Genomic DNA, 19,787 nt, shown 5'->3' on the forward strand with positions numbered 1-19,787 from the left:
ACCATGGCGATCCAGATCCGGACCAACCTTGCCGAGCCCGAGACGGGGCAGGCGTTCATCCCCCACCGCCCGCAGCGCCCGGAAAAGGCGGAGGGCGGCAAGAAGTTCAAGCTCGTCTCAGAATATCAGCCCTCGGGCGACCAGCGCTTCGCGATTCCGGAGCTGGTCGAGCAGGCGCGGGCGGGCGAACGCGACCAGGTGCTGCTCGGCGTCACCGGATCGGGCAAGACCTACACCATGGCCAAGGTGATCGAGGAGCTGCAGCGCCCCGCGCTGATCCTCGCGCCGAACAAGATCCTCGCCGCGCAGCTCTATGGCGAGTTCAAGAGCTTCTTCCCCGAGAACGCGGTCGAATATTTCGTCAGCTATTACGATTACTATCAGCCCGAGGCCTATGTGCCGCGGTCGGACACGTATATCGAGAAGGAAAGCTCGATCAACGAGGCGATCGACCGGATGCGCCATGCCGCGACCCGCTCGCTGCTGGAGCGCGACGACGTGATCATCGTCGCCTCGGTCTCGTGCCTCTACGGTATCGGCTCGGTCGAGACCTATTCGGCGATGATCTTCGACCTGAAGAAGGGGCAAGTGGTCGACCAGCGCGAGATCATCCGCAAGCTGGTCGCGCTCCAGTACAAGCGCAACGATGCCGCCTTCGGGCGCGGCGCTTTCCGGGTGCGCGGCGACAATCTGGAGCTGTTCCCGTCGCACTATGAGGATACCGCCTGGCGGATCAGCTTCTTCGGCGACGAGATCGAGGAAATCGTCGAGTTCGATCCGCTGACCGGCAAGAAGGTGGCGAGCCTCGACTATGTCCGCGTCTATGCCAACAGCCACTATGTGACGCCGGGGCCGACGCTGAAGCAGGCGATGGAGGCGATCCGCCACGAGTTGACCGAGCGGCTGAAGGAGCTCGAGATCGAGGGCAAGCTGCTGGAATTGCAGCGGCTGGAGCAGCGCACCAATTTCGACCTGGAGATGATCGCGGCTACGGGCAGTTGCGCGGGCATCGAAAATTACAGCCGCTTCCTCACCGGCCGCCTGCCCGGCGAGCCGCCGCCCACGCTGTTCGAATATCTGCCCGAGAACGCGCTGCTGTTCGTCGACGAAAGCCACCAGACGATCGGCCAGATCAACGGCATGTCGCGCGGCGACCACAAGCGGAAATTGACGCTCGCCGAGTACGGCTTCCGCTTACCGAGCGCGATCGACAACCGGCCGCTGCGCTTCAACGAGTGGGACGCGATGCGGCCGCAGACCACCTATGTCTCGGCGACCCCCGGCGACTGGGAAATGGAGCGCACCGGCGGCGTGTTCGTCGAGCAGGTGATCCGCCCCACCGGACTGATCGACCCGCCGGTGGAGATCAAGCCGGTCGAGGAGCAGGTCCAGGACCTGATCCAGGAGTGCAAGGCGACCGCCGCCAAGGGCTATCGCACGCTGGTCACCACGCTCACCAAGCGCATGGCCGAGGACCTGACCGAATATATGCACGAGGCGGGCGTGAAGGTCCGCTACATGCACTCGGATACCGAGACGCTGGAGCGCATCGAGCTGATCCGCGACTTGCGGATGGGCGTGTACGACGTGCTGATCGGCATCAACCTGCTGCGCGAGGGGCTCGACATCCCGGAATGCGGGCTGGTCGCGATCCTCGATGCGGACAAGGAGGGCTTCCTGCGCTCCGAGACCTCGCTGATCCAGACGATCGGCCGCGCCGCGCGCAACGTCGAGGGGCGGGTGATCCTCTATGCCGATCGCATGACAGGCAGCATGGAACGCGCGCTTGCCGAGACCGGTCGCCGCCGCGAGAAGCAGATGGCGTACAACCTCGAACACGGGATCACGCCCGAGACGGTCAAGAAGAACATCGGCGACATCATCGCGCATGTATCGAGCAAGGACCAGGTGACCGTGGAGATCGACGCCGATCGCCCGCACATGGTCGGCCACAATCTGCGCGGCTATATCGAGGAGCTCGAGAAGAAGATGCGCGACGCCGCCGCGAACCTGGAGTTCGAGGAAGCCGGCCGCCTGCGCGACGAGATCCGCGCACTGGAGGCGGAGGAGCTCGGGCTGCCCGAGGGCGAGCGCAAGGCGCCGCTGATGGGGCGCAGCAACGAGGGCAAGCCGGGCACGCGCAAGACGCGTTATGGCAAGCAGACCAAGACGAAGTTCGGCGGGCCGCGGCGGGGGTAGGTCGGGCGGTCGTCTCGATCTTCCAGTCCGTCGTGCATCGCGGTTCGTGCAGTTGAGCCGCGGCCCGCTCGCGTCCATAAGCCCGGCCATGCGTTTGCTTTCCCTGTTCGCCGGCGTCGGCCTCTTCGCGCTCGCCGGTTGCGTGCCTGCTCCCTCCACGCCGCCGCCTGCGCCTGCGCCCCGGCCCGTGCCGGTGCCTGCTCCGCCGCTGCCGCCCGCGCCCAAGCCGGCGATCGGCGCGGACTGGCGGGACTGGCCGCTCACGCCCGGCGATTGGCGCTATCGGGCAGGCAGCGCGACCTATGGCGTTGCCGGTGGCGCCCCGCTCGCGACCCTGCGCTGCGATCTGGCGATGCGGCGCGTGACGCTGGCGCGCACCGGCACGGCGCCGACGACGCTCACGCTGCGCACCACCAGCGCCGTGCGCGCGATCCCGGCCACGCCCGACGCCGCCGCGTCCGGCATGCTCGCCATGGCCTTCGCGGCGAACGACAGCTTCCTCGACGCGATCGGCTTCAGCCGCGGAAGGTTCGTGATCGAGGGGGGAGGGCTGCCGACCCTCGTGATCCCGGCCTGGCCGGAGATCCTGCGGGTGGTGGAGGACTGCCGCAAATAAGCGACGCGGCGGACCGCTTTGGCCCAGACATCCAGAATCGCACCGATAAAATTCTTTTACAAGACTTGTTCTGCGACTCAGGGTCATCCTACATGTCAAGTGTGTCGAGAGGCACAGGCTCTTCAACAAGCGAAAGGAGGTGATCCGATGTCTCATGGTTCAGCAGTGAGGTCGGTTCAGTTCGTTCGGGAGACGCGCCGCTGATCCTGCCGCGTGGATGGAAGCCCTCCATCCATATGCCGCCGGGAGGTATCCTCCTCCAATCAACGCCGGCAGTTGCAGGTAATGCGGTCCGCATGGTCTCCCGGGCTGGAGCTCTCCGGCCGCTGACCATGTCGGGGGTCGCCGGGTACCTTGGAGAAGGGCCCGGCGGCCTCTTTCATTTTGGACCTATTGATATGTGGCGCACCGCTACGCCTTTTAGTTATCGGAAAGTTACGCTTCCGATATGGAGTTGCCCCAACTAGGCAGCGCCCGAGTCGGCAGGGCAGAGCCGCACGCTCCAGGGGTTTTTGGCAGCGGAGCGCCCAATGCGGCAGGCAGAGCAGGGAGACGCAGACGCGGCGCGCGGCGCCTGTCTGCGCACGATGCTGGAAGCATTGCCCTCGCCAGTGCTGCTGATCGACCAAGCCAACCGCATTGTCGACGTGAACCAGGCGTTTTGCGATCTCGCGGGCAGAGATCGGGACTATTGGCTCTCGACCCCCAGCGAAACTTATCTCACCCAAGAACAACTCGCCCGCTTCAGCTTCGAACGCGCCCAGGTCTTCGCTACCGGCAAGGACCTGGAGACCGAGGAGGTGATCAAGGGGCATGATGGCACCCGCCGTAATGTCGTCACCCGTCGCCGCCGCATCCTTATCGGCGACACGCCGCTCGTGCTGACCATCCTGACCGACATCACGCCGCTGCGCACGGCGGAGGCGCATATCCGCCATCTCGCCTATCACGACGCGTTGAGCGGCCTGCCCAATCGCGCGGCGCTCAACGAACAGCTGGCGACGGCGCTGGCGGACGGCGCACCCGCACTGCTGCTGATCGATCTTTACCAGTTCAAGGACATCAACGACGCTTTCGGCGATGCGGTCGGCGATGCCCTGCTCCGGGCTTTTGCCTACCGGCTCGCGGGCGCTGCCCGCGGGTCGGACCGGGTGGCGCGCACCGGCGGCGACAGCTTCGCGGTGCTTGTCGACGACTGCCACGACAGCGTTGCGGCCGAGGCCGAATGCCGAAGGCTGCTCGCGCTGGTCGACGCGCCGTTCATCGGTGGTGCCGTGGCGGCAACGCTGGGCGTCTCGATCGGCTGCGCCTGGGCCGAGTCGGGCCTGTGCGCGGACGAGCTTCACCGCAGGGCCGAGTTCGCGCTGTATGAGGCCAAGCGGCAGCCGGCCAACGAGTTCCGCCTGTACGATGCGGCACTCGCCGCCGAGGTGCAGGCGCGTCGTACGCTGGAGGCGGACTTGCGCACTGCGCTTACTGCGGGCGACCAGTTCGACGTTCACTACCAGCCGGTGATCGACGCCGGCGGCCACCGCGTCGTTGGTGTCGAGGCGCTGGTGCGGTGGCAGCATCCGCAGCAGGGCATGATCCCGCCCGTCCGCTTCATACCGATTGCGGAGGCGAGCGGGCTGATCGTGCCGCTCGGCGAATGGGTGCTCGATCGGGCGGTGGCGATGATGGCGCGCTTCCCGGCGCTGTCGCTGGCGGTCAACCTGTCGCCGATCCAGCTGCGCAGCCCGGGGATCGAGACGCGCATCCTTGCCGTTCTCGCCCGCCATGGCATGGATCCGCGGCAGCTCCAGCTCGAAGTCACCGAAAGCACGATGCTGGCGATGGATACCGGCGTCGAACTGGCGCTCGCGCGGCTGCGCGAGGTCGGCGTGCAGCTGGTGCTCGACGATTTCGGCACCGGCTGCTCCAGTCTGTCGCACCTCCACAAACTGGCGGTGGATCGGGTGAAGATCGACCAGAGTTTCGTTCGCGATCTCGGCCGTTCGCAGGATGCGCGGGCGATCATCCAGGCGGTGCTGGGGATCGGCCAGTCGCTCGGCATCGGGGTGACCGCGGAGGGGGTGGAAGACGAATTGCAGCGGGGATTCCTGCGCGCGTTCGGCTGCCACGAATATCAGGGCTATCTGTTCTCGCGTCCCTTGCCGACCGCGGACGCCGTGGCGTTCCTCGAAGCGCACATGGAACGCGCGGCCGCCTAGGCCTCCTTGGCCAGACCCTTCAGCTTATAGAGCACGTCCAGCGCCTCGCGCGGGCTGAGGGCGTCGATGTCGAGGGCGTCCAGTTCGTGGCGCAGCGCGTCGACCTTCTCTTCCTCGACCGGCGCGGCGGCGGCGAACAGGGGCAGGTCGTCGAGGCCAGCGGCCAGCCCGCCGGTTTTGGCGCGGCCGGCTTCCAGCTTGTCGAGCACGGCTTTGGCGCGCTTGACCGTGGCGGGCGACATACCGGCGAGGCGGGCGACGGCGATGCCGTAGCTGCGATCCGCCGGCCCCTCGGCCAGCTCATGGAGCAGCACCAGTTCGCCCTTCCATTCGCGGGCGCGGACATGGTGGAGGGTGAGCGCGTCGCAGCGCTCGGCCAGCCGGGTCAGCTCGTGATAATGGGTGGCGAACAGGCAGCGGCAGCGATTTTCCTCGTGAATCGCCTCCACCACCGCCCAGGCGATGGCGAGCCCGTCATAGGTCGAGGTGCCGCGGCCGACCTCGTCGAGGATCACGAAGCTGCGCGGGGTGGCCTGTGCCAGGATCGCCGCCGTCTCGACCATCTCGACCATGAAGGTCGAGCGGCCGCGGGCGAGATTATCCGAGGCGCCGACGCGGCTGAACAGCCGGTCGACCAGCCCCAGCGTAGCGCGTGTGGCGGGAACGTAGCTGCCGGCCTGCGCCAGCACCGCGATCAGTGCGTTCTGGCGAAGGAAGGTCGATTTGCCGCCCATGTTCGGGCCGGTGACAAGCCACAGGCGCGAGTCTTCGGAGAGCGTGCAGTCGTTGGCGACGAAGCGGCCGCCGGCGCGCGCCACGGCGGCTTCCACTACCGGATGGCGACCGCCTTCGATCTCGAAGCAGCTATGCTCGACCAGCTCGGGGCGCGTCCATCCGCCTTCGGCCGCGCGTTCGGCAAGGCCGGCGGCGACGTCGATTCGGGCGAGCGCGTCGGCGGTGGCGGCGATCGGCTCGCGGCGGGCGAGCGCCTGGCCGGTCAGGTCCTCCAGATGCGCCGACTCCGCGGCGAGGGCGTGGGTACCGGCCTGAGTCACCTTGACCGCGACGTCGTGCAGCTCGGGCGCGTTGAAGCGGACGACGCCCGCCAGCGTCTGGCGGTGGGTGAAGCCGCTGTCGGGCTTCATCAGCGCGTCGGCCGAACGGGCGGGGACTTCGATATGATAGCCGAGCACGCCGTTGTGGCGGATCTTGAGCGCGTTGATACCGGTGCGGGAGCGATACTCGGCTTCCAGCAGGGCGATGGCGCGTCGGCCGCCCGCACCCGCATCGCGCAGATCGTCGAGTGCGGCGTCATAGCCCTCGGCGATATAGCCGCCATGCGCGGCATCGACCGGCGGCTCGGGGACGAGCGCGCGGGTGAGCAGGTCGATCAGCGCGCCATGGCCGCGCAGCTGGGGCGCGAGCTCGCGGAGCAGGGCGGGGGCGTCGGCCAACCGGTCGAGCTTTTCGCCCAGCCGCCAGGCACCGTCTAGGCCGTCACGGAGCTGCCCGAGATCGCGGGGAGAGCCGCGCCCGGCGGCAAGGCGGCCGAGCGCGCGGCCAATATCGGGGAGCGCGCGCAACGTCGCGCGGATGTTGTCGCGCAGGCCGGCATCGTCGTGGAACAACGTGACCAGATCCAGCCGGGCGTCGATCGCCGCGCGGTCCATCAGTGGTGCGGCGATGTCTGCGCCGAGCAGGCGGGCGCCTGCGCCGGTCACGGTACGGTCGACCGCGTCGAGCAGGCTGCCCTTGCGCGCACCGGCGGCGCTGATGGTGAGTTCCAGGCTCTCGCGCGTCGCCGCGTCGATCGCCATCGCCGCTTCGGCGCGGCTGACGCGGGGCGGGCGGAGGAAGGGGAGCGAGCCCTTGGCGGTATGCTCCAGATAGGCGACCAGCCCGCCCGCCGCGGCGAGCCCGGCGCGCGAAAATTGCCCGAAGCCGTCAAGCGTCGCCACGCCGAACAGTCGCTTCAGCCGCGCTTCGCCGCTGGCGCTGTCGAAGTCGAGCTTGGGGCGTAGTGCCGTTGCGAGTTCGGCGAAGTCGGTCGCGTCGCAGGCGATCGTCTCGGCGGGATTGAGGCGGGCGAGTTCGGCACTCAGCCGCGCTGCGTCGGTCTCGATCAGCTCGAAGCGGCCGGTGGAGATATCGGCACAGGCAATCGCGACGCCGCCGCCTGCTTCGCCCACCGCGACGCACCAGTTGGCCGTGCGGCTGTCGAGCAGTGCTTCCTCGGTCAGCGTACCGGCGGTCACCACCCGGATGATCGCGCGGGAGACCAGCGCCTTCGAACCCGCGCGCTTCTTCGCTTCCTCGGGCGTTTCGGTCTGATTGGCGATGGCGACGCGGTGACCCGCCTTGATCAGCCGGGCGAGATAGGCCTCCATCGCGTGGACCGGCATGCCGCACATCGGGATCTTGTCGCCCTCATGCTCGCCGCGCGAAGTGAGCGCTATGTCGAGCACCGAACTCGCCGTCTTCGCGTCCTCGAAGAACAGCTCGAAGAAGTCGCCCATGCGGTAGAACAGCAGGCAATCCCCCGCCTCTTCCTTGAGCGCGAGATACTGGGCCATCATCGGAGTAGGGGCGGCAGAGGACATCGTGCCTCGCTACCGGAAGCACGGGGGGCGGCACAAGCCGCGGCCATGGGGTGACGCTGGTGGAAACTGGGGATAAGGCACGGGCCATGACCTTCTTTTCCGCGCAGACGGGCAAGGCAGCGGTGTTGCGCTGGCGGTGGATCCTGCTGCTGTCGCTGCTGTCGATCCTGCCCTTTCTGTTCGTGCGGGTGCCGCCGCTGGTCGACGTGCCGGGGCATATCGGGCGGTTCGCGGTGCAGCTGGCCCCGGCGGAGAACATCCTTCATCGCTATTTCGTCTTCACCTGGCGGCCGACGCTCAACCTGGGCGCGGACCTGATCGTCCAGGCGCTGCATCCGCTGCTAGGGCCGGTTGCGGCGATGTGGCTGGTCTGCGAGGCGGTGCCTGCGCTGACCGTGCTGGGGCTGCTGGCCGTCACCCGGCGGCTGAATCCACAGGGTACCGCGGCGCTGCCTTTCGCGCTGCTGTTCGTCTACAACGATTCCTTTCTGTGGGGCTTCGTCAACTATGCGCTGAGCGCGGCATTGTCGCTGTGCGGCTGGGCGCTGTGGATGGCGCTGGACCGGTGGCGGTGGCTGCGGGCGCTGATCTTCGCGCTGTTCGCCCCGGCGCTGTTCCTGGGGCACGGCGAAGGCGGCGCGCTGCTGTTGCTGTGGGTGGCCGCGTGGGAGGCGGAGCGGATCGGGCGCTGGTGGCAGCCACGCGGCCTCGCGACGCTGGCCGCCAGGCTCTGGCCGTTCCTGTTCGTCGCGGTGCCGGTGCTGCTCTCGGCAGGCGGGGAGAAGGGCGGCAAGACCGTCTGGGATTTCCCCGGCAAGATCGACGCGCTGTTCAACATGCTGCGCGACCAGAACATGGTGTTCGACTTGGCGAGCCTCGGTGTCGCCTTCGCGGTGCTGCTGTTCGGCCGGCTGCGCGGCGCCCGGCTGGCGCGCGGGGGCAGGCTGGCGGTCTGGGCCAGCTTCGCCCTGTTCCTGGCGGCGCCCTACCAGCTTTCCGGGACCGCCAATGTCGATGCGCGGCTGATCGCGCATGCGATGCTGCTGGCGCTGGCGCTGCAGGACTGGAGCGGCGTGCAGCGCCGTCCGCGCGCCTGGGTCGCGGCAGCGGGTGTCGCGCTGCTGGTGCTGCGCTTCGGCGTGACCACGGCGAGTTTCGTCGGCTATGGCCAGCGCTACCACCGCGAGCTGCAGGCGCTCGATCATGTCGCTCGGGGCAGTCGGGTGCTGAACCTGACGCTGGCCGATTGCGGCGTGCGTGCCTGGCGCAACCCGCGGATCAGTCACCTCGCCAATCTCGCCACGCTGGAGCGCGATGCCTGGGTGAACGCGCACTGGGCGGTCAAGTCGGTGCACCTGCTTGAATCGCGCTATGCCCCGTCCGGCTTCGCCACCGACCCATCCCAGCTGGTGTCGCCATCCGATTGCGTAGGAACCACCGGCGCGGGCCGGCACCGCCACAGCATCGCGCAAGTCGCACCGACGCTGCCGCTCGACCAAGTCGACTATCTCTGGCTGATCGACGTGGAGCTTCCGCCCGGCTTTCGCGACCCGCGGCTGATGCCGATCTGGCAGTCCGGCGACAGTAAGCTGTACGCAATTCATCATATTAAAGCGACGTAGGGGAAAGCGAGGAAAACGCCTTCTGCGGTTTGCAATCGCTGCTTCGGGCTGCTTTAGGGACGCAAACAGTCAACGAAGTTAGGAGCCGAGCGGATGGCCGAAGAGAGCAACGTCCAGTTTTCCGATCGGGAGGCGCTGCGCTATCACGCCGAGGGCCGCCCCGGTAAGATCGAGATCGTAGCCTCCAAGCCCATGGCGACCCAGCGCGACCTCGCGCTGGCCTATTCGCCTGGCGTGGCCGTGCCGGTGCTGGCGATCGCCGAAAATCCTGCGCTCGCCTATGACTATACCGCCAAGGGCAACCTCGTTGCCGTGATCTCCAATGGTACCGCTATCCTGGGCCTGGGCAATCTCGGCGCGCTCGCCTCCAAGCCGGTGATGGAAGGCAAGGCGGTTCTGTTCAAGCGCTTCGCCGACGTCGACTCGATCGATCTCGAGCTCAAGACCGAGGATGTCGATCGCTTCATCGATGCGGTGGAGCTGATGGAGCCGAGCTTCGGCGGCATCAACCTGGAGGACATCAAGTCCCCCGAATGCTTCGTGATCGAGCAGACCCTGCGCGAGCGCATGAACATCCCGGTGTTCCATGACGACCAGCACGGCACCGCGATCATCGCCGCCGCCGGCATCATCAACGCGCTGTACCTCACCGGCCGCGACCTGAAGACGACCAAGATCGTCGTCAACGGCGCCGGCGCCGCCGCGATCGCCTGCACCGAGCTGATCAAGGCGATGGGCCTGCCGCAGGACAACCTCCTGATGTGCGATCGCACCGGCGTGATCTACCAGGGCCGTGAAGGCGTGAACCAGTGGCAGTCGGCGCACGCCGCCAAGACCGATCGCCGCACGCTGGCCGAGGCCCTGGACGGTGCCGACGTGTTCCTCGGCCTTTCCGCCGCCAACGCCCTGCCGGCCGAACTCCTCGCCAAGATGGCGCCGAAGCCGATCATCTTCGCGATGGCCAATCCGGATCCCGAGATCACTCCGCCGGAGGCCAAGCGCGTGCGCCCGGACGTGATCATCGCCACCGGCCGTTCGGACTATCCGAACCAGGTCAATAACGTACTGTGCTTCCCGTTCATCTTCCGCGGTGCGCTCGACGTGCGTGCGACCGGGATCAACGACGCGATGAAGGTCGCCGCCGCCCGCGCGCTGGCCGAACTCGCCCGCCAGCAGGTGCCGGAAGAAGTCGCGACCGCCTATGGCACCTCGCACAGCTTCGGCCCGGACTATATCATCCCGACGCCATTCGATCCGCGCCTGATCGAGATCATCCCGGCGGCGGTGGCGCAGGCGGCGATGGATTCGGGCGTGGCGACGCGGCCGATCATCGACATGACGGCCTATCGCCAGCAGCTGCGGGCGCGCATGAACCCGACCACGTCGGTGCTCAGCATGGCCTATGAGGGTGCGCGCGCGAAGCCGAAGCGCGTCATCTTCGCCGAGGGCGAGGAAGAAGTGGTGCTGCGCGCCGCGATTGCCTTCCAGGAAGGCGGCTATGGCACGCCGGTGCTGGTCGGTCGCGAGTCGGTGCTCGATCAGTTGCGCACGCTCGGCGCCAACCCTGATCATTTCGAGCTGCACAACAGCGTCAACTCGCCGCTGGTCGAAGAGATGGTGGAGACGCTGTACCAGCGCCTCCAGCGTCGCGGCTATCTGCGCCGCGATTGCGAGCGGATGGTCAATCGCGACCGCAACATCTTCGGCTCGCTGCTGCTCCGCCTCGGCCATGCCGATGCGATGATCACCGGCGTCACCCGCACCTATGCCGAGACGATGCGCCAGGTGCGCCGCGTAATCGATCCGGTCGACGGCCGCACGCCCTTCGGCATCCATGTGCTGGTCGGCCAGTCGCACACCGTGTTCATCGCCGATACCACGGTGAGCGAGCGACCGAGCGCCGAGGAACTGGCCGACATCGCCGAGCGCACCGTGCAGGTCGCCCGCCGCATGGGGCATGAGCCGCGGGTCGCGCTGCTCAGCTACTCGACCTTCGGCAACCCCGAGGGCAAGTGGATCGACAATATCCGTGACGCGGTGAAGGTGCTCGACGAACGCGGCGTGACCTTCGAATATGAAGGCGACATGGCGCCGGACGTGGCGCTGAACCCCAAGCTGCTCGCCAACTATCCGTTCGCGCGCCTCTCGGGTCCCGCCAACATCCTGATCATGCCGGGCCTGCAGTCGGCCAACATCTCGGCCAAGCTGCTCCGCGAGCTGGGTGGAGACTCGACCATCGGCCCGATGCTGATCGGCATGGAGAAGTCGGTGCAGATCGCACCGATGACCTCCACCGCCAGCGAGCTGGTGACGCTGGCGGTACTGGCAGCCGGCGACATCGCGCGCTGAGGTTCAGGCGAGCATCGGCGGATCAGCCGTCGATGCTCGCCCCGAGCGAGGCGTTGACCAGCCCGCCGTCCACGGTGACGGTTTCCCCGACCAGATAATCCCCCGCCCGGCTGGCGAGGAAGATCGCGGCACCCGCCATGTCTTCGGCACCGCCGATGCGCTTGGCGGGGATCGCCTGCGCCACCGTGCCGCCATGGTCACGGGCAGCCTTGTTCATGTCGCTGGGGAAGGCGCCGGGGGCGATCGAAGTGACGTGGATCTGGTCTCGGACCAGCCGCGCCGCCATGCGCCGGGTCAGGTGGATCAGCGCCGCCTTCGATGCCTGGTAGCTATAGGTCTCCCACGCATTCAGCCGCTGGCCGTCGATCGAGGTGATGTTGATCACCTTGGCGGGGCGTTCCGCGCTGCCCGCCGCCTTGAGCAACGCGTGCAAGGCCTGGGTGAGGAAGAAGGGCGACTTGACGTTCAGGTCCATCACCTTGTCCCAGCCCTTTTCGGGGAAGCTCTCGAACGGCTCGCCCCACGCAGCGCCGGCATTGTTGACGAGGATGTCGAGCCGCGACTCGCGTGCGGCGAGGTCGGCAGCAAGCGCGCGGCAGCCTTCGACGGTCGAGACGTCATGCGGCAGGGCGATCGCGTTCGGGCCCAGTGCCGCAGCGGTCGCTTCGCAGGCGTCCGCCCGCCGCGACGACACGTACACCTTCGCGCCCGAGGCGACGAACCCCTCCGCGATCATCCGCCCGATCCCCCGCGATCCCCCGGTGACCAGCGCGACCCGACCATCGAGGCGAAACAGCGAAGCTACGTCCATCATTTGCTCCCTCTCCCTTCTGGGAGAGGGCCGGGGAGAGGGGCAGTCTCTCCGATCCGGCCCTTTGGTTCGTGTTGCCGACTGCCCCTCTCCCAAACCCTCTCCCCGGCGGGGAGAGGGCTTTTTACCCGCCGTGCTTCAGCGTCTCGCGGGCGATGATCAGTTGCTGTATCTGGCTGGTGCCCTCGTAGATCCGGAACAGCCGCACATCGCGGTAGAGCCGCTCGATCCCGTAATCGGCAATGTACCCCGCGCCCCCGAAGATTTGCACCGCGCGATCGGCCACCCGGCCGACCATCTCGCTGGCGAAATATTTGGCCGCCGCGGCTTCCATCGTGGTATTCGCGCCCGCATCCTTGGCGGCCGCGGTCTCCAGCACCAGCGCGCGGGCGGCGAGCGCCTCGGTCTTCGAATCCGCCAGCATCGCCTGGATCAGTTGGTGCTCGGCGATCGGCTTGCCGAATTGCTTGCGCTCGCTGGCATAGGCGACGCAGTCGGCGATCAGCCGCTCGGCGACGCCGACGCATACCGCCGCGATGTGCAATCGTCCCCGGTCGAGCACCTGCATCGCGATGCGGAATCCTTCGCCCTCCGCGCCCAGCCGGTTCTCGATCGGCACCGGCACATCCTCGAAGATCACGTCGGCGACGCGCGCCCCCTTCTGCCCCATCTTCTTTTCGGGCTCGCCGATCGACACGCCCGGCAGGTCGCGCGGCACCAGGAAAGCGGAGACACCGCGGCCGCCCGCTTCCTCGCCGGTGCGCGCCATTACGGTGAAGAGCTGCGCCTTGTCGGCATTGGTGATGTAGCGCTTGGTGCCGCTTAAGCGGTACACATTGCCGTCGCGCACCGCGCGTGTCTTCACGGACCCGGAATCGGAACCGACGTCAGGTTCCGTCAGCGCGAAGCTGGTGATGATCGCGCCGCGGGCGATCCTCGGCAGCCAGTGCGCCTTCTGCTCGGGCGTGCCGGCGATCACCAGACCCTGGCTACCGATGCCGACGTTGGTGCCGAACGCCGAGCGGAAGGCGGGGGTGGTGCGCCCCAGCTCGATCGCAACCCGGGCTTCCTCGGCCATGGTGAGGCCCAGCCCGCCATGTTCCTCGGCGATCGACAGGCCGAACAGGCCCAGCGCCTTCATCTCCTCGACGATCGCGTCGGGGATCGCGTCGGCCGCCTCCACTTCCGCCTCCAGCGGGCGCAGCCGCTCGGCGACGAAGCGGCGGACCGTGTCGATCAGCGCGTCGAACAGCTCGGGTTCGAGGGCCATGGCCATCCTCTCGGTTCTAATTGGCAGCAGGTATAACGGCTGGATGGCATGCCGCAAGCCGTACCCGATCTTCCAAAGTGTTTCGTTTGCCGGGGCGTACCCGCGTCTGTATCGGGGAGGGCGGGGGACGTAGTGGAGAATGAATTGATGGCCGGTCGCGCCGCCGACACCCCGCCCGTACCGCCGAGCCGGCGCGTGGCGACGCCGACGATGCTCGCTTATGGCTTCGGCGCCGCGGCGTACGGCGTGAAGGACTTCTGCTTCGTCACCTTCCTGCTGCTGTTCTATAACCAGGTGGTGGGTCTCCCCGCTGCGCAGGTCGGCTTCGTGATCATGTGTGCGCTGCTGGTCGACGCCTTTGTCGATCCGGCGATCGGCATGCTTTCGGACCGGACGCGGAGCCGCTGGGGGCGCCGCCATCCCTGGATGTATGCGGCGTGGCTGCCGATCGCGGTGGGCTGGCTGTTCCTGTGGAACCCGCCGGCGTGGAGCCAGCACGCGCTGCTCGGCTGGCTGTTCGTCACCGCGGTAGTGGTGCGCACCGCCGTGTCCGCCTTCGAGGTGCCGTCGCAGGCGCTGAGCCCCGAGCTCTCCTCCGACTATGAGGAGCGCACGCGGATCATGGCGTATCGCTTCCTGTTCGGCTGGGGCGGGGGCATGGCGATGCTGATGCTTTCCTATGGCTGGTTCCTCGCCGAGCGGACCGGCCAGCCGCACGGCCAGTTCGACCGCGCGGGCTACCCGGGCTTCGCCATCGGCGGGGCGGCGCTGATGGTGGTGGCTATCCTCGGCTCGGCACTCGGCACCCACCGCGAGATCAAGAACCTGCCGCCCGTGGAGATCACGCCCCAGCCGCTGCGCCAGAGCATCGCCGAGCTGTTCGCCACCCTGCGCAACCCGGCCTTCCTGGTGCTGATGACCGCGGCGCTCAGCTATTTCGTGGCGCAGGGCATCAGCTTCTCGATGTCCAACTATCTCTACGCCCATGTCTGGCACTTCGGGAACCTCGCCTTCCAGCTGCTCGGCGCGACGCTGTTCCTGGGCGTCGTCCTCGCCTTCCTGATTGCCCCGCGGATGGCGCGCTGGCTGGGCAAGCCGACCGCCGCGACCATCGCGCTGGTCGGTGCGGTGCTGCTGCTCGCCGCGCCCTATGTCCTTCGCTTGATCGGGCTGTTCCCGGTGCCCGGCGACCCGCTGCTGCTGCCGGTGCTGTTCACCATCTTCACCGTCAACGCGACCTTCGCGGTTTCCTCGACCATGCTCGGCGCCTCGATGCTGGCCGACGTGGTCGAGCACTCCGAGGTCGAGACCGGACGGCGTTCCGAGGGCGTGTTCTTCGCCGGCTTCTTCTTCGTCCAGAAATGCTCGAGCGGGCTCGGCATCTTCGCCACCGGCCTGATCCTCACCCTCTCCGGCTTTCCCGATGGTGCCAAGCCGGGGACGGTGCCCGAGGCGGTGATCGACCGGTTCACGCTGATCTTCTGCGCCGTCTACCTGGCGCTCGGCGGCATCGCGGCGTTCTTCTACCGGCGCTTCCCCTTCGGCAAGGCAGAGCATGCCGCCCGGCTGGCGCAGCTCGGCGCGCGGGCCGAGTAAGCGCGGAAATGCCCGCCAGGTCCTCGACCCGGCGGGCATCCTTTCCTCCCCAGGAAAACTGTCAGGCCACGCGGCCCAGGCGGTGGTAGAGGTTGGAGAACTTCACCGATTCCGGCTTGTCCTTCACCGCCTGCAGATGGGCCCCGACGGCCTCGCGGAGCAGGCGGAAATCCTCGGTGGAGAAGACGGCGCGGCTGCGCTGGGGTTCGTTCGACATGACATGCGCTCCTGTTATGCGGCTTGGGCGTTGAACTGGGCGGCTTCGGTGCTCTCGGCGAGCGCGGTGGTGGAGCTGGCGCCCCCCGCCACGGTCTGGGCGATCGCGTCGAAATAGCCGGTGCCGACCTCGCGCTGGTGGCGCGTCGCGGTATAGCCCTCGGCCTCCGCCGCGAACTCGGCCTGCTGGAGCTCCGAATAGGCCGCCATGCCGCGATCCCGATAGCCCCGTGCCAGCTCGTACATGCCGTAGTTGAGGCTGTGGAAGCCGGCGAGGGTGACGAACTGGAACTTGTACCCCATCGCCCCGATCTCGCGCTGGAAGCGGGCGATGTCGTCCTTGTCCAGGTTCTTCTCCCAGTTGAAGCTGGGCGAGCAATTATAGGCCAGCATCTTGTTCGGATGTGCCTTCTTGATCGCCTCGGCGAAGCGGCGGGCGTCGTCGAGATTGGGCTTCGACGTTTCCCACCATAGCAGGTCGGCATGGGGCGCGAACGCCAGCCCGCGCTGGATGCAGTGATCGACGCCGGTCCCATCCTTCAGGCGGAAGAACCCTTCGGGGGTCCGCTCGCCGGTGAGGAACTGGTGGTCGCGCTCGTCGACATCCGAGGTGATCAGCCGCGCGGATTCCGCATCGGTGCGGGCGCAGATCACCGTGGGCACGCCGCACACATCCGCCGCCAGCCGCGCCGCATCGAGGTTGCGGATATGCGCCTGGGTGGGGATCAGCACCTTGCCGCCCAAATGGCCGCACTTTTTCTCGCTGGCGAGCTGGTCCTCGTAATGCACGCCCGCCGCACCCGCCGCGATGTACGCCTTCATGATCTCGAAGCAGTTGAGCGGCCCGCCGAACCCGGCCTCTGCATCCGCCACGATGGGTGCGAACCAGTCGCGCGTCGCGCCGCCTTCCATATGCTCGATCTGGTCGGCGCGCTGGAGCGTCGCGTTGATCCGCTTCGCCAGCTCCGGCCCGGCATTGGCCGGGTAGAGCGACTGATCGGGGTACATCTGCCCGGCGGTATTGGCATCCGCCGCGACCTGCCAGCCCGACAGATAGATCGCCTTCAGCCCGGCGCGGACCATCTGCATCGCCTGGTTGCCCGACAAGGCGCCCAGCGCATGGACATAGTCCTCGGTGTGCAGCAGCTCCCACAGCTTGAGCGCGCCGCGGCGGGCCAGCGTATGCTCCACCGGCAGCGAGCCGCGCAGCCTGGCGACATCTTGCGCCGTGTAGGGGCGCTGGATGCCCTCGAACCGCCCGTCGGGGGCGGGGACCAGATCCTCGAAACCAAGCGACTGGGGCATTGTGAATTCCTTGACTGAATGTCTAAACCTTGTGTGGATAAGTTTAGGAAGTTCAGCCGCTGGGGGAATTCAACTTTGTCTTCGCACAGAGTGGGGGTGTGTGATAGGTTGCGGGACTCCCTTGTTGTGATGTAAAGTATTTACAAGATGAGCTGCGGTTTCTGAATGGGAACGTAGCAAGAACGCTTGGTGTAGGACAGCCTTGGTGGGGGAGTGCCGGCCCCATAGCCGTCATCCCGGCGGAAGCCGGGATCCATTGCCACTCCGCCGCGGCAAGAGGGCGACCGACAGGCGAATGGATCCCGGCTTTCGCCGGGATGACGGTGGAGGGGGTGTCCCCTTGATCCTCCCCGGCACGGGGAGGGAGACCGCCGCCGCGTCAGCGGCGTGGTGGAGGGGCCGCCGCACTAGCGGCGGTGCGGCGGGCGTGGCGATGGCGGGACTACAGCGCCTGCGGCGCGGCCCCTCCACCATTCGCTGCGCGAACGGTCCCCCTCCCCCAGCGAAGCTGGGGGAGGAATTTAGAAGGAGCAGGAGCACCCATGGCCGAACGCAAACTCTTCGCCGGGCACGCCATCCGGCGGCTCCGCTTCGAGATCGGCGTCACCCAGGCGGCGATGGCGGAGGCGCTGGAGATTTCGGCCAGCTATCTCAACCTGGTCGAGCGCAACCAGCGGCCGGTCTCCGCCGCGCTGATGCTCAAGCTGGCCGAGACCTATGACTTCGATCCCCGCCGCCTCACCGCGGCCGAGCCCGGCGGCGGGGCCGAGGCGCTGCGGCGGCGGCTGGCCGATCCGCTGTTCGCCGACATCCCCGTCGATCGCCACCAGCTCGGCGAATGGCTGGCCGCCGCCCCCGACGGCGCCGAGGCCTTTGCCCGCGCCTATGACCGGATGGGCGGCGGCGCCGCGCCCGCCCCAGGCGGCGCCGATCCCGGCCAACAGGTCCGCCGCGCGATCGAGCGCTGGCGTAACCATTTCGCCGATCTCGACGCCGCCGCCGAGGCGCTGGCCGACGAGCTGCGCATGGCCGGCGAGCCGTACGGCGCGATGGCCGATTGCCTGCGGGTGAAGCACCAGCTTGCCGTGCGCATCCTGCCCGCCGAGGTGATGGTCGATACCCTCAAGCGGCTCGACCTCCATGCGCGGCAATTGCAGCTTTCCGAGGCGCTCGATCCCAGCGCGCGCGCCTTTGCGCTGGCCGAGCAGCTGGCAGTAGAGGCGCGCGACGAGATCGAGGCGCTGGTCCGCGGCGCCGAGCTCGACCGGGTGGCCGCGCGGCTGTTCCGCCGCCACCTCACCGCCTATTTCGCCGCCGCGGTGATGATGCCCTATGCCCGCTTCCTGCGCGCGTGCGAGGCCAGCGGCTATGACCTGGAGCTGCTCCAGCGGCGCTTCGGCGCGAGCCTCTCCCAGGTCGCGCACCGGCTGACGACGCTGCAGCGGGTGGGCGCGCGGGGCCTCGCCTTCTTCCTGATGCGGTTCGATCGCGCGGGGCAGGTATCGAAACGCTATGCCGGCGCCAGCGGATCGGCGCTGGTCGAGGCGGCGGTGCCGTGCCCCTTGTGGAACGCCTATGACGGCTTCGCGCGGACCGACGAGACGGCGGTGCAGCTCGTCGAGCTGGAGGACGGCGCGCGTGCCTTCACCATCGCGCGCTGCGTGCATCCGCATGGCGGCGTGGCGGGCGGGGTGCGCCCGCGCTTCGTGATCGCGCTGGGCCTGCCGGCGGCGGAGGCGGGAACGCTGGCGGCGGCGCGGGGGGTGGACCTGGCGGGGCGGGCGGCGCCGATCGGGCTGGGGTGCCGGGCGTGTACGCGGCCTGCGTGTCCGCAGCGCTCGGCGGCGCCTGCGGGACGGGCCGCGGCGGGGAGCGAGCGGGAGCGCGGGGTTACGGCGTTTGGGTTTGCGGAGATTGAGGAGGGCTGGCTTGGTTCAAGAACTTGACCTCAAAGGTATGAACGACACGTGCCACGTAAACCAAGGTAGCTGCGAGGGCGTCTAGAACCGGCTCACCTTCGAAGAAGCCTAGGCCCGAGAATACTAAACCAAAATTTACATCAACATTAGCGGTAGAGCGAGCATCTCCCACCTCAAATATTGTGGCTACTACAGATCCATCTCGCAGAGGGTAGGTAACTTCTGGCATTTGGAACGTGACGCTAAGTTCAATTTCTATGCCTTCTGGATATGCTTCACTAATTGGATTGTCGGCGCTGCCTACGCCAACTCCAACTGATCGAGAAGCATAAGCTGCTCCGACTGGGATAAGAGTTGCATGCTTATCGGCTATATCCAAATGATGCAAATTGTATAATATTTCTGACCTTCCACCTTTATGAGGGGCGATTTTTATTATTAGATCTTGGGCTTCCTTACTCATTCTGCTAATCTTGGAAGTCCGTGTTTTTTCTAGTGAATCTAAATCTATAGTAATTGGGAAATAGGTTTCCTTTAGCGATCTTTTGCTGATATTGCCGTTAAGCTTGGCTAATTCTGTGGCTAAAATGTCCAAAGAACTTCTCAAGTTGTGAACAACATCACCAATCAGCGTCGATAAGTGTAAAGGCACGGGATTTCTTTCTATCGTTTCATAAACGATATGCCCTTGTGCATTGATCTTGGAGCGAATTAGATAGGGGGTTGCTGCTAAAAAAGATTGTATCTCATCCTGTAATTCAAGCAGGTGCTTTTCGGCGCGTTTGATTTTGAGATGGCACGCGTCGAATTTGGTGGGAGGGGTAGGAATATCCATAATTTCTCCTACGCTGAAGGGCGGTATTCTAAAGAAGTGAACGCCAAATTATCAGCTGAGCTTACCCCTCCACCCCCAACTGCCAAAGCACGAACGCCATCTCGTCGGCATATTCGCGCAAGCTCTCCCACCGCCCGGACTTGCCGCCATGGCCGGCGCCCATATTGGTCTTGAGCAGCAGGATGTCGTCGTCGGTCCTGGTCGCGCGCAGGCATCGCACCATGGCTCTAACGATGCTG

Annotated in this window: 14 protein-coding genes; 7 read left to right on the forward strand and 7 right to left on the reverse strand. The window is 66.8% G+C overall.

The window, feature by feature from the left end:
* The first annotated feature begins 3 nt into the window (after positions 1–3).
* From uvrB to ACTJKY_RS04585, 3 genes are all read left to right on the forward strand, one after another.
* Complete coding sequence (gene uvrB, locus ACTJKY_RS04575) at positions 4–2,199, forward strand: excinuclease ABC subunit UvrB (protein ID WP_440844494.1); 2,196 nt, start codon at positions 4–6, stop codon at positions 2,197–2,199.
* Positions 2,200–2,287: 88 nt separating this feature from the next.
* The gene (locus tag ACTJKY_RS04580; RefSeq protein WP_440844495.1) at positions 2,288–2,815 is read left to right on the forward strand and encodes a hypothetical protein; all 528 of its coding nucleotides are present in this window, start codon (positions 2,288–2,290) and stop codon (positions 2,813–2,815) included.
* Positions 2,816–3,345: 530 nt separating this feature from the next.
* Positions 3,346–5,025, forward strand: a complete 1,680-nt coding sequence (locus tag ACTJKY_RS04585; protein ID WP_440844496.1) for a putative bifunctional diguanylate cyclase/phosphodiesterase — start codon at positions 3,346–3,348, stop codon at positions 5,023–5,025.
* Here ACTJKY_RS04585 and mutS read toward each other — a convergent pair.
* Entirely contained in the window at positions 5,022–7,601 is a 2,580-nt protein-coding gene (gene mutS / locus ACTJKY_RS04590) for a DNA mismatch repair protein MutS (RefSeq protein WP_440845221.1), read from the reverse strand. The genes ACTJKY_RS04585 and mutS overlap by 4 nt on opposite strands.
* A 110-nt stretch (positions 7,602–7,711) precedes the next feature.
* On the opposite strand from mutS, the gene ACTJKY_RS04595 reads away from it, so the two are divergent.
* On the forward strand, positions 7,712–9,247 hold the full coding sequence (locus ACTJKY_RS04595; protein ID WP_440844497.1) for a hypothetical protein: 1,536 nt from the start codon (positions 7,712–7,714) through the stop codon (positions 9,245–9,247).
* Between the two features lie 93 nt (positions 9,248–9,340).
* On the forward strand, positions 9,341–11,596 hold the full coding sequence (locus tag ACTJKY_RS04600) for an NADP-dependent malic enzyme (RefSeq protein ID WP_440844499.1): 2,256 nt from the start codon (positions 9,341–9,343) through the stop codon (positions 11,594–11,596).
* A gap of 22 nt (positions 11,597–11,618) precedes the next feature.
* Here the strand turns inward: ACTJKY_RS04600 and ACTJKY_RS04605 are convergent, their stop codons facing one another.
* Both ACTJKY_RS04605 and ACTJKY_RS04610 read right to left on the reverse strand, forming a co-directional pair.
* The gene (locus ACTJKY_RS04605; RefSeq protein WP_440845223.1) at positions 11,619–12,407 is read right to left on the reverse strand and encodes an SDR family oxidoreductase; all 789 of its coding nucleotides are present in this window, start codon (positions 12,405–12,407) and stop codon (positions 11,619–11,621) included.
* 124 nt (positions 12,408–12,531) lie between these two features.
* Positions 12,532–13,677, reverse strand: coding sequence for an acyl-CoA dehydrogenase family protein (locus tag ACTJKY_RS04610; RefSeq protein ID WP_440844500.1), 1,146 nt, complete (start codon positions 13,675–13,677; stop codon positions 12,532–12,534).
* A 147-nt stretch (positions 13,678–13,824) separates the two neighbouring features.
* Here ACTJKY_RS04610 and ACTJKY_RS04615 point away from each other — a divergent pair, with 147 nt between their 5' ends.
* Positions 13,825–15,273 (forward strand): MFS transporter, encoded by a 1,449-nt coding sequence (locus ACTJKY_RS04615; protein ID WP_440844501.1) that lies wholly within the window; start codon positions 13,825–13,827, stop codon positions 15,271–15,273.
* Between the two features lie 61 nt (positions 15,274–15,334).
* On the opposite strand, the gene ACTJKY_RS04620 is transcribed toward ACTJKY_RS04615, so the two are convergent.
* Together ACTJKY_RS04620 and aceA are read right to left on the reverse strand one after the other, a co-directional pair.
* On the reverse strand, positions 15,335–15,490 hold the full coding sequence (locus tag ACTJKY_RS04620; protein WP_019367690.1) for a hypothetical protein: 156 nt from the start codon (positions 15,488–15,490) through the stop codon (positions 15,335–15,337).
* Between the two features lie 14 nt (positions 15,491–15,504).
* Positions 15,505–16,794 (reverse strand): isocitrate lyase, encoded by a 1,290-nt coding sequence (gene aceA / locus ACTJKY_RS04625; protein ID WP_440844502.1) that lies wholly within the window; start codon positions 16,792–16,794, stop codon positions 15,505–15,507.
* Between the two features lie 542 nt (positions 16,795–17,336).
* Here aceA and ACTJKY_RS04630 point away from each other — a divergent pair.
* Positions 17,337–18,740, forward strand: a complete 1,404-nt coding sequence (locus ACTJKY_RS04630; RefSeq protein WP_440844504.1) for a helix-turn-helix domain-containing protein — start codon at positions 17,337–17,339, stop codon at positions 18,738–18,740.
* Here ACTJKY_RS04630 and ACTJKY_RS04635 read toward each other — a convergent pair.
* On the reverse strand, positions 18,685–19,548 hold the full coding sequence (locus ACTJKY_RS04635) for a hypothetical protein (RefSeq protein WP_440844506.1): 864 nt from the start codon (positions 19,546–19,548) through the stop codon (positions 18,685–18,687). The genes ACTJKY_RS04630 and ACTJKY_RS04635 overlap by 56 nt on opposite strands.
* A gap of 61 nt (positions 19,549–19,609) precedes the next feature.
* On the reverse strand, positions 19,610–19,771 hold the full coding sequence (locus ACTJKY_RS04640) for a hypothetical protein (RefSeq protein WP_440845255.1): 162 nt from the start codon (positions 19,769–19,771) through the stop codon (positions 19,610–19,612).
* Positions 19,772–19,787 lie beyond the last annotated feature (16 nt).

Source organism: Sphingomonas sp. 22176 (assembly GCF_052045505.1).
In the GTDB taxonomy this organism is placed as follows: Bacteria; Pseudomonadota; Alphaproteobacteria; order Sphingomonadales; family Sphingomonadaceae; genus Sphingomonas.